This window comes from Actinoplanes sp. DH11 (assembly GCF_020873875.1).
Classification (GTDB): Bacteria; Actinomycetota; Actinomycetes; order Mycobacteriales; family Micromonosporaceae; genus Actinoplanes.
Window position 1 is genome coordinate 58,801 of record NZ_JAHWGU010000039.1, and the last position, 12,772, is coordinate 71,572.

Annotated in this window: 10 protein-coding genes; 6 read left to right on the forward strand and 4 right to left on the reverse strand. The window is 68.3% G+C overall.

Features of this window, described 5'->3' with window-relative positions; translation table 11 throughout:
* Window positions 1–181 precede the first annotated feature (181 nt).
* The gene (locus LPA41_RS36835; RefSeq protein WP_229075915.1) at window positions 182–1,390 is read left to right on the forward strand and encodes a sensor histidine kinase; all 1,209 of its coding nucleotides are present in this window, start codon (window positions 182–184) and stop codon (window positions 1,388–1,390) included.
* A gap of 1 nt (window position 1,391) precedes the next feature.
* Complete coding sequence (locus LPA41_RS36840; protein ID WP_229075916.1) at window positions 1,392–2,072, forward strand: response regulator transcription factor; 681 nt, start codon at window positions 1,392–1,394, stop codon at window positions 2,070–2,072.
* 21 nt (window positions 2,073–2,093) lie between these two features.
* Here the strand turns inward: LPA41_RS36840 and LPA41_RS36845 are convergent, their stop codons facing one another.
* Window positions 2,094–2,939 (reverse strand): SDR family NAD(P)-dependent oxidoreductase, encoded by an 846-nt coding sequence (locus tag LPA41_RS36845; RefSeq protein WP_229075917.1) that lies wholly within the window; start codon window positions 2,937–2,939, stop codon window positions 2,094–2,096.
* Window positions 2,940–3,095: 156 nt separating this feature from the next.
* On the opposite strand from LPA41_RS36845, the gene LPA41_RS36850 reads away from it, so the two are divergent.
* On the forward strand, window positions 3,096–3,959 hold the full coding sequence (locus LPA41_RS36850; RefSeq protein WP_229075918.1) for a helix-turn-helix transcriptional regulator: 864 nt from the start codon (window positions 3,096–3,098) through the stop codon (window positions 3,957–3,959).
* 103 nt (window positions 3,960–4,062) lie between these two features.
* Window positions 4,063–4,881, forward strand: a complete 819-nt coding sequence (locus LPA41_RS36855) for an alpha/beta fold hydrolase (protein ID WP_229075919.1) — start codon at window positions 4,063–4,065, stop codon at window positions 4,879–4,881.
* A gap of 110 nt (window positions 4,882–4,991) precedes the next feature.
* Here LPA41_RS36855 and LPA41_RS36860 read toward each other — a convergent pair whose 3' ends face one another.
* Window positions 4,992–5,771, reverse strand: a complete 780-nt coding sequence (locus LPA41_RS36860) for an SDR family NAD(P)-dependent oxidoreductase (protein WP_229075920.1) — start codon at window positions 5,769–5,771, stop codon at window positions 4,992–4,994.
* A gap of 100 nt (window positions 5,772–5,871) precedes the next feature.
* Between LPA41_RS36860 and LPA41_RS36865 the strand changes: the two genes are divergently transcribed.
* Entirely contained in the window at window positions 5,872–6,489 is a 618-nt protein-coding gene (locus LPA41_RS36865) for a TetR/AcrR family transcriptional regulator (protein WP_229075921.1), read from the forward strand.
* Between the two features lie 140 nt (window positions 6,490–6,629).
* Here LPA41_RS36865 and LPA41_RS36870 read toward each other — a convergent pair whose 3' ends face one another.
* On the reverse strand, window positions 6,630–8,243 hold the full coding sequence (locus LPA41_RS36870; RefSeq protein ID WP_229075922.1) for a glycosyltransferase family 39 protein: 1,614 nt from the start codon (window positions 8,241–8,243) through the stop codon (window positions 6,630–6,632).
* Between the two features lie 311 nt (window positions 8,244–8,554).
* Between LPA41_RS36870 and LPA41_RS36875 the strand changes: the two genes are divergently transcribed.
* Window positions 8,555–10,777: a S8 family serine peptidase gene (locus LPA41_RS36875; RefSeq protein WP_229075923.1), complete on the forward strand. Its 2,223-nt coding sequence runs from the start codon at window positions 8,555–8,557 to the stop codon at window positions 10,775–10,777.
* Window positions 10,778–11,502: 725 nt separating this feature from the next.
* Here the strand turns inward: LPA41_RS36875 and LPA41_RS36880 are convergent.
* Window positions 11,503–12,060, reverse strand: a complete 558-nt coding sequence (locus tag LPA41_RS36880; RefSeq protein ID WP_229075924.1) for an Imm1 family immunity protein — start codon at window positions 12,058–12,060, stop codon at window positions 11,503–11,505.
* Window positions 12,061–12,772 lie beyond the last annotated feature (712 nt).

Sequence of the window (12,772 nt, forward strand, 5' to 3'; positions counted from 1 at the left end):
TGTCCTCCGTCGTTCGGGTGTGCTCCGGTTCGCCGAGCGGTTCCACGATCGCGGCCGGCACCGGGTCACGTCGTCCCGCCGACGCAGGCATCCGGGTACTGCGTACGCAGTAACCGCGCGGCATGGCGATACCGCGGGAAGAGGTCGATGAACACCGCCGCACCGCACTACCGTCGAGATCATGTACTCGGCAATCAGCCGGTGGCGGCCTCGGCACCTCGACCGCTACCGCGGCCCGCTGGGCGATGTGGTGCTGGCGGCAGCCGGGTTCCCCCTGGTTCTGCGCCTGGGCCCGACGCCGGTCCACAGTGGTACGGCGCTGCTGGCGGCGGTGTGCGCGGTGCTGATCCTGGTGCGCCGCCGGCATCCCGTGCGGGTCCTGCTGGCGGCCGGCGCGGTCTTCATGCTCACCATCGCGCTCAGCCGGCCACCGGACGGGATGTTCATCGTGGCGGGCGTGCTGACGTACTCCGCCGTGCTGGCCGGCCCGCTGCGCAGGCCCTGGCTCTACGCATCCCTCATGTGGGGCTCGCTCATGCTCGCCGGTTCGGTGGTGTACCGCGCCGACTGGTGGAACGCGGACCAGTTCACCACGTTCACGCTCATCTTCGGTGGTGCGGCGGCGGGAGACGCCATCCGGATGCGCCGGGCGTACATCGCGGAGGTGACCGAGCGGGCCAGGCAGGCGGAGATGAACCGCGAGGAGGAGGCCCGGCGCCGGGTGATGGACGAGCGGCTGCGCATCGCCCGGGAGTTGCACGACGTCGTCGCCCACCACATCACGGTGATCAGCGTGCACGCCGGCGCGGCCGGCCACGTGCTGCGCAACGAACCGGACAAGGTGTGGCCCGTGCTCGGGCACATCCGCACCGCTGCCGACACCGTGCTGGAGGAGATCAAGTCGGTGATCAGTGTGCTGCGTGATCCGGAGGAGGCGCGCAGCACCGCACCGGCACCCGGTGTGGAAAGCCTGCCGGAACTGCTGGCCGGGCTGCGTGCCATGGGATTCGCCGTACGGCACCGGCAGCAGGGCAAGCCCCGGCCGCTGCCGGCGGTGGTGAACCTGGCCGCGTACCGCATCGCGCAGGAGGCGCTGACCAATGCGCACCGCTACGGCGACGGCGACGCCACCCTGGACCTGGAGTACGCCGTCGACACCGTGAACATCGAGGTCACCAACCGGATGTCCCGGTCCGGCGACCGCCCGCCCGGTTCCGGGTTCGGTCTGCTCGGCATGCAGGAACGAGCCGCGGCCGCGCACGGCACCATCGTCGCCGGGCCGGTCGGCGGCGGCATGTTCCGGGTTCGTGCCGAGCTGCCCACCGATGATCGGGCGGTCGATCGCCTCAACCACCACGTACATCCGCCCGTCGCCCTGAGGGACATGTGACGTGAGCATCCGGGTTCTGCTCGCCGACGACCAGGCGCTCATCCGCGCGGGCTTTCGAATGATCATCGATGCGGAGCCGGGGCTGGAGATCGTCGGCGAGGCCGCCGACGGCCGGGAAGCCGTCGACCTGTGCCACCGGAGCCGGGTCGACGTCGTTCTGATGGACATCCGCATGCCGTTCATGGACGGCATCGAGGCGACCCGCCGCATCGGCGCCGACGAACGCCTCGCCGGCGTACGGGTGCTGGTGCTCACCACGTTCGACAACGACGACAACGTGATCTACGCCCTCCAGGCCGGGGCGAGCGGCTTCCTGGGCAAGAACGTGGCGCCGGGCGACCTGGTCAACGCCATCCGGGTGGTCGCCCGCGGGGAGGCCCTGCTGTCACCGCGGGCCACCAGCGGGCTGATCAGCCGGCTGGTCCATCACCTGCAGCCGCCGACGCGGACGCTCCCCGAACTCGAACTGGTCACCGGCCGGGAGAAGGAGATCCTGCTGCTGGTCGCGCACGGGCTGTCCAACGACGCGATCGCCGAACGGCTCCACCTGTCCCCGCTGACGGTCAAGACGCACGTCAACCGCACGATGATCAAGCTGAACGCGCGCGACCGGGCCCAACTGGTGGTCCTCGCCTATCAGCACCACCTGGTCAGGCCCGGCGACTCCCTGCCCGAGATCTGACGACACGGACGCGGAACCGGGTTACGCGTCCGGCGTGATGTCGGTGGAGAAGGCCATTTCACGGCCGTTCTCGACGTCGGCGGTCAGCGCGTCGATGCGGGCCTTCGCCAGCCCGTACGAATCGGAGCCGAGCAGCTGGTGCAGCGGGGCCTTGCCGGTGGCCACACCGATGATCCCGGCGGCGGCCTTGACCGGGTCGCCGAGCTGGGTGCCGGGCATCGCCAGATGCGCGTCGGTCATCTCCCGGATCGCCTCGTAACCGGCGATCGTGGCCGACGGCAGACCGAGCGAGCTGGTGCGCAGGAAGTCGGTGCGCGTGTAGCCCGGCTCGATCAGACTCACGTCGATGCCGAAGCCGGAAACCTCCGCGGCCAGTGCCTCGGTGAGGCCTTCCAGGGCGTACTTCCCGGCGCAGTAGAGGCCCCAGCCCGGGAACGCGGTCAGGCCGAGGATGGACGAGACGTTGACGATGCGGCCGCCGCGCCGGGCCCGCATGGCCGGCAGCACCGCCCGCAGCACGTTCCAGACCCCGAAGATCTGGACGTCGAACATCTGCCGGGCCTCGGCGTCGGAGACCTCCTCGACCGCGCCGAGGAAGCCGTACCCGGCGTTGTTGACCACCACGTCGATCCGACCGAAGCGCTGGGTGGCCTTCTCGACGGCCGCCGCGACGGCCGCCTCGTCGGTGAGGTCGAGTTCCAGGCTCAGCAGCCGGGACCGATCGACGTCGCCGAGTGCCTCGTCGAGGCGCCGGGCCGACCGGGTGGTGGCGGCCACCGAGTCACCGCGGCGCAGCAGCTGGGTGACAAGTTCCCGGCCCAGGCCACGCGACGTGCCGGTGACGAACCAGGTGGTGGGGTGTGACATGGGAAGCTCCCTCGTGGTGTCTCGGATCTCGACGGGTTCCATCCTGGGAGCCGCCGCGCCGGTGCCGACAGGTCCGAACCGGCCCAGCGCTACCTGGGAACGCCATGCCCCCGCACGCCCTTCTCGCAGGTGAACGGTCGCGCCATAATTTCTGGCATGGCGGCGAACACGGACCTGAGCGGCTTCCTGCGGACGTGCCGGGCGAACACGAACCCCGAGACGGCCGGGGTCGGCGCACCGGACACGGCGGCCGGGCGGCGGGTCCGCGGGCTGCGTCGCGAAGAGGTGGCGCATCTCGCCGGAGTGAGCGTCGACTACTACACCCGCCTCGAGCAGGGCCGCCACAGCACCCCGTCGGACGCGGTCGTCGACGCCCTGGCCCGGGTGTTCCAGCTGGAGCCGGCCGCCCGCGCCCACCTGGCCGACCTCGCGCGACCGGCCCGGCACCGCACCCGGAAGACACCGCCGCAGCGGGTGCGACCGGCCATGCAGCAGATGATCGCCTCGATGACCGAGCACCCGGCACTGATCCTGGGCCGGCGCACCGACGTGCTGGCCGCGAACCCGCTCGCGCGGGCCCTGCTCACCGACTGGACGCGGCTGCCGGCCCGGGACCGCAACTACACGCGGTGGATCTTCCTGGATCCGTACGCCCGCACCGCTTTCCTGGACTGGCCCTCCGTGGCCGCCGACGTCGTCGGCACCCTGCGCCTTTACGCCGGACGCAACCCCGACGACGTCAGGCTCAGCGAACTGGTCGGCGAGCTGACGATCAAAAGCTCCGAATTCCGTACGTGGTGGAACAGCCACAAGGTGCACGAACGCACCCACGGCACCAAGCACATGACCCACCCCGCCGTCGGGCCGATCACCTTGCGGTACGAGGCCTTGGCACTGCCCGGAGACGAGGACCAGACGCTCTTCCTCTACACCGCCGACCCCGGCAGCGCGTCACAGGAGAACCTGCGGCTGCTCGGCCTGACAATCAGCGGCCAACAGAACCCGGCAGAGGTGCCGTAACGTCGGCCGGAGAGACGGACGGTGAGCGTATGGGACTCGGCCAGTTCCGCAACGTGAGGCTCGAAAGCGCTACGCCGCCGCGTACCGGGCGGCCCTGGACGACATGCCGGAGCCGAGCAGCGTCGAGGACATCACCACCACGTTCGGCACGGTCCGCGCGTACCGCTGGGTCGCCGCCGGCGATGACCGCTCACCGATCCTGCTGTTGCCCGGCCGCAGCGCCGGAACGCCGATGTGGGGCGAGAACCTGCCGAGCCTGCTGGCGACCGGGCGTACGGTCGTGGCCGTGGACGCCGTGGGCGACGCGGGCATGTCCGTGCAGACCGCACCGCTGCGTAACGCCACGGACCAGGCTGCCTGGATCGAGCAGACACTCGAGCGCATGGGACTGGGCCGGGTCCACTCGATGGGGCACTCCTTCGGCGGCGCCACCGCGCTGGCCCACGCCCGCCACCATCCCGGCCGCCTGGCGTCGATGGCACTGATCGAACCGGTTTTCAGCTTCGCCTGGCCACCGCCGGCCACGCTGTTCTGGGCTTTCGTGTCAACTCTGCCCGGTCCGCGTCGATGGCATGACCATGCGCTCGCCGCGATCGGCGGCGTCACGGTGGAGGAGATCCGCGCGGTCACACCGATCGGCTCGATGATCGCCGCAGGAGTGGAGCACTTCCGCGCCGCGCTACCCACACCCCGCCCGCAGAGCCGTGCTGCCCTCGCCGCCATCACCGTGCCGGCCTACGTCGCGATCGCCGGACAACGATCCCAGGCCGGTGGCACCGCGGCGGCCGCCCGGGCCCGGCTCATCCCTGGGGCACACGTGGAGATCTGGCCGGACACCACGCACTCCCTGCCCATGCAGGTACCGGGCCCACTTGCCGACCGCCTCACGGCGTTCTGGACGACCGCGGAGAACCCGATGTGACCTGGGCCCTCAGCCGAAATGGATGCGCATCAGTCTGCTGTCAGCCCAGTCCGCCGTGGGTGTGATCTCGATGGCTTGCCTGATCTCCGGCGGCAGGTGCGAGAGTGACGTCATGCTGCCTCGTTCTTCAGGGCGGGTCCGAGGAGCAGCCCGCCGTCGACGATGTGCTCGGCGCCGGTGATGAAGGCCGCGTCGGGCGAGGCGAGGAACAGCAGCGTCGCGGTGATGTCGGCGGGCTGTCCGAGCCGGGGGACGGCGAACGGCTCGGGAGAGTAGAAGTCGGCGATCGGGGCGTCGGCGCCGGCAGCCGGTTCGGTGATGAACGCGGTGGCGACGACGCCGGGGTGGATGGTGTTGACCCGGATGTTGTCGCGACCCAGTTCGAGGGCGGCGGTCTGGGTGAGCCCGCGGACGGCCCACTTGCTGGCGACGTATGGCGCGTAGAAGGCGGTGCCGCCGGCGCCCATGACGGAGGCGATGTTGACGATGGCCCCGCCGCCCGCTCGCCGCAGGGCGGGTGCGGCAGCTTTGATACCGAGGAACGTGCCGGTGAGGTTGATGTCGAGGACGCGGGCCCAGGTGGCCTGGTCGGTGGACTCGATGAGGGCCGGCGGGTTCTGCACTCCGGCGTTGTTGACCAGGATGGTGAGCGCGCCGAACGCTTCTTCGGTCGCCGCGACGGCGGCGGCCCACGACTTCTCGTCGGCGACGTCGAGGCGGACGAAAAGCGCCCTGTCCCCCAGGTCGGCGGCGAGGGCGGCGCCGCGCTCGGCATTGATGTCGCCGATGACGACGTTGGCGCCCTCGGCGTGGAAGGCGCGTACGTGGCTGGCGCCTTGCCCACCGGTCCCGCCGGTGACGAGGACGGTGTGGTCGGTGAAACGGGACATACGGTCCTCCGCAGCTAATGGCGAGTCGAGCAACTCACCATGAGGACGGTACGTCGCAGCGAGTGGTGAGTCAACCCACTCACCTCGCTATGATGGCCGCATGACGACCTACCACCAGCGGGTGGCTCAGCAGAAGCGCGCGCTGATCGTGCAGGCCGCCACGCAGCTGTTCCTTGAACTGGGCTACGACCGGGCGTCGCTGGCACGCATCGCCGAGGAAGCCGGGGTGTCGAAGGCGACGCTGTTCAAACAGTTCCCGACGAAGGCGGCCCTGTTCGACGCCATCGTCATCGACTCCTGGGCCGGTGGTGATGACACCGAGGTCCCGTCCGCGGGTGACCTGGCAGCCGGCCTGACCGCGCTCGGGCGGCATTACGCGGCACTGCTGGGCCGGCCGGGGATGGTGGACCTGTTCCGCATCGTCATCGCCGAGCTGCCCCGCTTCCCGGAGCTGGCCAAGGCGCACTTCGCCGAGGGCAAGCTGCCCTACTTCGAGACGGTTCGGACCTACCTCGCGGCCGAGCACGACGCGGGGACAGCGGACATCACGGACCCGCAGATGGCCGCCACGCAATTCCTGGGAATGATCTCCAACTACCTGTTCTGGCCGAGCCTGGTGGTTCCGGGATGGACGGTGACCCCGGAGCGCGTGATCGCGGTGGTGGACGACGCGGTCCGCACCATGGTCGCGCGCTACGCCCGGCACGGAAACCGATAGAAACGCCACCCTCCATGCCGCGGTGGCGGGCGCAACCCCACCTCACTCTCCGCGATCAGCGCCGCAAGAGTGCGCTTCGTTACTCAACGCGTTCATCTCGTCTTATCCGTTCGCAATACCGCTACCAGGGCCTCCTCTTCTTACCCGGGACGGGCGCAGCGGACTACCCGGATCGCGTCGACGGTGGTGAGGAACCCGGGCCGCCCGCCGCCGGCGCACCGCGACGGCTCGTCGGTGCGGAACAGTGCCACGTACACCGGTGCCGCGGCCAGCGCCGGGTCGTCCGGGTGAAAGTAGTACGACCGGTAGTTGCGGACGAAATAGCGACTGTCGTCGATCCCGTACTCCGCGTTGGCCCGGAATTCGCGCGGGTCCACCTCCCGGTGGAAGAGCACGTACAGGTAGTTGAGCGGCACCTGATCGGTCACGTAGATCGGCATGCCGGGCGCGGCCCGCGTCGCCGCGAACGCGAGCGCGCCGTCGACGCCGGAGCTGAAGTCGAGCCGGATGAGCCGGTCGATGCGCTCGAAGTAGTCAAGGACGAAGGCCCCGTTGTACACCAGTCCCACCGTCAGCAGCGCGGCGACCACACCGGTGCCGGCGCGCGCGTCGCTCATCGACCGCACGATGCCGTCCAGGCCCAGCGCCGCCAGGATGACCAACGGCAGGAAGATCACATTGATCCGGTTCACGTTCAACGGGAACAGGAAGAACATCGGCAGCGTGGCGAACAGCCAGAACGCGATCAGGTACGAGAAACGGCCGCGCAACGCGAAGACGAGCCCGGCCGCCGCGAGGGGCACCACGATCAAACCGAGCGGCAGGTACGGGTCCATGACGTTCCACGGCCGCGAGTCGTCGAACCCGTGCAGGGTGAACAGGAAGTTGTCCCCGGCCATGCTCTCCGCGTTGATCTCGTCGATCCGGTTTCCGGGCAGCAGCTGGATGCCGAACGGCAGCCACGACATCCACCCCGGCACGCTGCCCAGCACCTGGTTGGCGAGCACGAACAGCCCGTACGGCAGGGCCACCAGGCCGAAGACCCCGACTGCGGCGGCGCCCGCGACCGGGCGCGCACGCAGGGTGCGCCACTCCCGCGCCAGCACCGCCACCACGAACACGATCACCACGGGCGTCGCGGCCGCGTACGCGTAGAAGACCAGCGCCAGCGGGGCCAGCGACAGCGGCAGCAGCCAGCGGCGCGGCGACTGGTACGCCGCCACCAGCCACCACACCGCCAGCAACATCACCGGCGGCAGCATGTTCGACTCCAGCGACCAGCGCGACATCATCACGTGCCAGGGCAGGATGGCCAGCAGCAGCGCCGCGAACAGCCCGGCCCGACGCCCGGCGAGCCGGGTGGTCAGCGCATAGGCGGCGTAAACGCTGAGCACGCCGAGCAGGGCAGGCAACAGCCGCAGCCCGAGCGGGGACGGCCCGAGGATCGCCAGGAAGGGCATGTTGAGGTACGACAGGAGCACGTTCTGCCCACTCCCGAAGGCACTGAAGTAGACCGGCCACCGATTGCCCCACCGATCGGTACCGGCCGCGAGCAGCGACATCGTCTCGTACCCGGCCGACACCTCGTCCTGGCTGAGCCCGACCGGGGTGCCCGGGAACCGGAACAACCGCACGGCCGCGGCCAGCACCAGGATCAGCCCGAGCGCGACCGGCAAGCGGCGCGGCCTCCTGCGTTCCGGCTCCGGTGCGACCTTCTCGGCCTCGCGTTCGATGACGACGGTTTCTGCTTCCACGTGTCCCCCATACCTGTGGTGCAGGCACGGTAACGGATCGTTCAATCGGCCGCGATTACGCCGAAGCTCGTATAACCGCAGGTCAGATGACTTCGTTAAACCTGCCGATCAGGTTTGGTCAACGAATGTGCGCCAAGAAGTCACCGCACGCTGATCACTCCGCGTCGATCAACCCAACCCACTCCGGCCTCGCAGTACCTCTGAACGGCGTCCATAGACATGGGACCGATTCTTCGTTTTGGAAGATATCCAACGGCGGAACGATCGCGTATCATCGCTCGGATCCAAGATCATCTCCACAGGGGTTCTTGTTGCGCATCGTTTCCTCATCCCTGATCGCGGCACTGCTGGCGACGGGCTTCTCTGTTCCAGCGACGGCCGCAACCGCCGACCCGGTCGGTCTGGACGTCGGTCTGGCTGACGGCGCCGACGCGTCCGCGGTGATCTCCGCACTCGGTCCGGACGTGCCGTTCCGGAAGTTGGCGGGCCTGAACGCCGTCACCGTGGACGTGCCCGCCGACAAGGTCGCCTCGGCGCTGGCCACGCTCGGTCAAACCGCGGGAGTGCGTTACGCAGAACGCGGCGCCCTCGTGCAAGCCGACACCGCGCGCAGCAACACCGGCTTCAACGACGCCGAGATCCCCCAGGCCTGGACCTGGACCACCGGCAGCCGAGACGTCACCGTCGCGGTGGTCGACACCGGCGTATCCGTCACGAAGGATCTGCAGCCCGACCGGTTCACCGCCGGATACGACTTCATCGGCGGCGACGATGACGCCACCGACGAAAGCGGCCACGGCACGCTGGTCGCCGGTGTGATCGCCGGCGACATCGACGACGACGACTCCTCGGCCAGCGGAGTCTGCGACACCTGCCGGATCATGCCGGTGCGGGTGCTGCACGACCGCGGCACCTCCGCCACCCAGGGAACCAGCGCTAACGTCGCCTCCGGCATCGTCTGGGCAGCCGACAACGGCGCGCAGATCATCAACCTGTCACTGAGCACCCCGACCGACAGCACGATGCTGCGAGAAGCCGTCGCGTACGCCGCCGGCAAGGGCTCCCTGATCGTGGCGTCGGCCGGCAACGCCACAGGTACAGCACGCCGATACCCGGCCGCGTACGAACCCGCGCTCGCGGTGGCCTGGCGCGGCAACCCCCGCAACAGCCCATCGGATCGCTGGGTCGACATCGCCGGCCCCACCGGCATGGTCATGCTCGGTCGCGACGGGGTTCGCCGGCAGGTCGGCGGCTCGTCAGCGGCGACCGCGTCACTGTCCGGCATCGCCGCGCTCGCCCTGGCGTTCAAACCCTCCGCGACCGCCGCCGAGATCCGTGAGGCGATCCGGCACAACGGCGAGCTCGTCAGCGCTCAGGCGCCCCACGACCCGCCGATGGTCAACGCGGCCCGGACGATCTACAGCCTCGGCGCCACCGACACCGTCGCACCGGTACTTACCTCGACCGGCTTCACCAACAACCAGCTCGTCGGCGGAAAAGGACAATACTCAGCCGCGGTCGTCACCGACGACCACGGCGTCGACCGGGTCGAAACCATCGTCGGCGGCAAGGTCGTCGACATCGCCACGCGGCTCCAATGGCAGACCTCCGTGGTGCCGAAGCCCGGTACCGAAGGCCCCCTCACGGTCACCGTCCGCGCCTACGACTACGCCGGCAACGTCAGCGAACTCAGCACGGTGATCCGAGCCGACACCAAAGCCCCGCGCGCCACCATGACCCAACCGGCCGCCAACGCGGTCGCCCACAAGACCGTCGACGTCGCCATCTCGACGCCGGACACCGACGTGGCCTACCTCTACTCCCCCGTCAACGGCGCCAGCGCCTTCACCTGGGACGCCAAAGCCAAACTGTGGCGAGGCCGCGTACCGGTCCAGGCCGAACGCGACGGGTACAGCCAGATCGACATCGCGATCGTGGACCGAGCCGACAACCACACCTGGGCCAGCCGAAAGGTACGCGTCGACACCGCCCCACCCGCCGGCGGCACCATCAGCCCGGCCTCAGGAACGAAGGTTCGTGGCACCTTCACCAGCACGCTTACCGGCGTCACCGACCTCGGCGGCGTCGCCAAGGCCGAACTCTGGGCGAACGGCAAATACGTCGGTGCCGACAAGACCGCGCCCTACGCACTCCCGGTCAAGACGGGCACCTACTCCGGCGCGGTGAAGCTGACCTGGAAGGTCACCGACCGCTTCGGCCTCGCCCGCACCCTGCCAATCCGCACCGTGACCGCCGACAACAAGGCCCCTTCGGTCTCCATCACCAAAGCGCCGAAGAACAAAGCCAAGGTCAAAGGCACCGTCAGGGTCTACGCCAAGGCCTCCGACACCTCCGGCATCGCCCGCGTCGAACTCATCATCAACGGCAAGGTCGTCGCCAAGGACACCACAGCCGGGTACGTGCTCAGCGTCAACACCAAGAAACAGAAAAAGACGATGAAGGTACAGGTCCGCGCCTACGACAAACTCGGCCACGTGAAGTACACGAGTAGCCGTACCTGGCACCGCAAATAGCAGGCCAACGTCGAGTGCGACACCGGCGACGACATGGTGTTGCCGATGCTCTTGAGCAAGGCTGGCAAAGTGGAAATCAACGGCGAACTGCTCCGGAAAGCACCTCCCGGCAAGCCCTAGCAATATCATCTACTGCCGCCGCAAGCGCGATGGCTAAGGCGCAGGATGAGGTGCCGAACAGCAAGCGCTCGGGGAACCGCACCGAGGCGTACCGCTGCCTGGCACCTGAACAGGGTAGGTGCGTCGTATTGCGGACGGCTCCGGACTATCAGGGCCAGCGCGTGCCGGCATGCACGCGGCCGGCATCGCCGCTCGCCCCGACATCAGTTGCGCCAAAAATGCTCGGGGACGCCTGGTCACTCTGAGGTAGCACTGGTCATCTCGTGGCAGCCGGAGCCACGTTCCGCCGGGCGGTGGATCCATATGCTCCTCATGTGCTCGCGACGACGGCCTACCCCGCCCACGATGCCGCCGATCAGTGCCGGGCACCGGTGGGCAGTGGTGGTCACTCAGGGGCAGCCGCTGGTCCGGTAACATGAGCCTTCGCGCCCTCGTAGCTCAGGGGATAGAGCATCGGTTTCCTAAAACGCGATGCCCCGTCGACCCGAACTGGCTACACGTGCGGATTCGTGGCTCACGCCAGCTCCAGCCGTGGCATGTTTGCTCGTTATGTGCTCGCCGAGCCAGGCTCCCAGGAGGAGCACGCCATTCCGGTCAACTGACCGCTACGCACTCGCCCATGGATCCGGGAAGTTTGCCCCAGAATCGTCCGGCGCCCTTTTACGGTACGGCTCGTCCTGTCGCCAGCCGTCAATCCTTCCGGGAGTCCAAGAAACGCATTCCGGACGGTCCCCAGTCCCGGTGGCGCAGAACTCCACCAAAGCAGCTCTAACTTGCTCCAACGGAATAGCACTACGGGGGTGGTAGAAGCCACCGGCATCCGGATCCGCCACCACGCGGGGGTCGGCATCCGTCGGCTGCGGGTTGTCCGTCACCCAGACTACGTCGTGGATATCGCTCGCGCGTGGCCGGTTCTGCATGACGTACCAGGTGAGCGCACCAAACCCCGTTTCTACGTTGATGGATATGAACAGGTGGTTGTCGGTGTCGACGTCATAGCCGTGCCACGGCTGTCGCGCGAAGGTCAGCTCGGCGACCTCACCAGGGAAGCCCTGCTCACGCTGAGCGGCTAGATCATCGAAAACACTTTCGACAACACCGGCCACATCCTCTCGAGAACTGATGAAACGCCAGCTTCTTCCCACTTGGACCGCCAAAATCACAGAACACCTCGATCGGTTGATGTACCGAGCGGGCCGGGCACCTGACGGTGTTCTCTCCACGCTGGAGGCGTTCCGCTGACCGCATTGGGTGAGTACGCGATGCATCCTTTCCACGCAGGTGGAGGTGTTCCGGCGTTCGTGCGCGCCGACACCGTGTTCCGCCCCGGGTTTGATGGAGACATCCAAACCTGGGAGAAAAACTAGCTATGGCGGCACCGAAGAAGTACCCCGAACGGCCGGCACGACAGCGGATTTTACCAGCGTCGATCGGCACGAGATGATCGTAGGGGACCGCCAGGACGTAACCCAGGCGGAGTTGGGCAGTTCACCGCGCAGCCGGGTGTTGTTCCCGTAGGCCTCGTCCGCGGCGACCCACGGCGAGATCTGTAGTGGTGTCGGCCGGTAGGCCACTATCAGGGACTGCTCCTTCGTGATGGGTCGGCCGACGATGGACAGGCTGGCAAGCCTGATCGCGGCAGTCGATGCGGTAGCCACTTACGGCTCCTGCCCGCCGCAGCGTTTTACGCGACTCCGACATGGGAGTTGCGGCGATGCCATCTGTCGTTGATGGTGTCGCGCATGGGGCTGTCAGCGCTTTCTGAAATCTGACCCTCTGCGGGTTCGGGAAAGTTGACCCCACGGACCTGCGGTTATGAGCGGTTGGCGCGTGTTTCTCTGGCGAGGAGTTCTCGCCGGTGACGGGTTCGGTAGG

Bases quoted from the DNA above. Each gene is read 5' to 3' on its own strand.
- LPA41_RS36835 (WP_229075915.1), top strand. From the start codon at position 182: ATGTACTCGGCAATCAGCCGGTGGCGGCCTCGGCACCTCGACCGCTAC.
- LPA41_RS36845 (WP_229075917.1), bottom strand. From the start codon at position 2,939: ATGTCACACCCCACCACCTGGTTCGTCACCGGCACGTCGCGTGGCCTG.
- LPA41_RS36850 (WP_229075918.1), top strand. From the start codon at position 3,096: ATGGCGGCGAACACGGACCTGAGCGGCTTCCTGCGGACGTGCCGGGCG.
- LPA41_RS36855 (WP_229075919.1), top strand. From the start codon at position 4,063: ATGCCGGAGCCGAGCAGCGTCGAGGACATCACCACCACGTTCGGCACG.
- LPA41_RS36860 (WP_229075920.1), bottom strand. From the start codon at position 5,771: ATGTCCCGTTTCACCGACCACACCGTCCTCGTCACCGGCGGGACCGGT.
- LPA41_RS36865 (WP_229075921.1), top strand. From the start codon at position 5,872: ATGACGACCTACCACCAGCGGGTGGCTCAGCAGAAGCGCGCGCTGATC.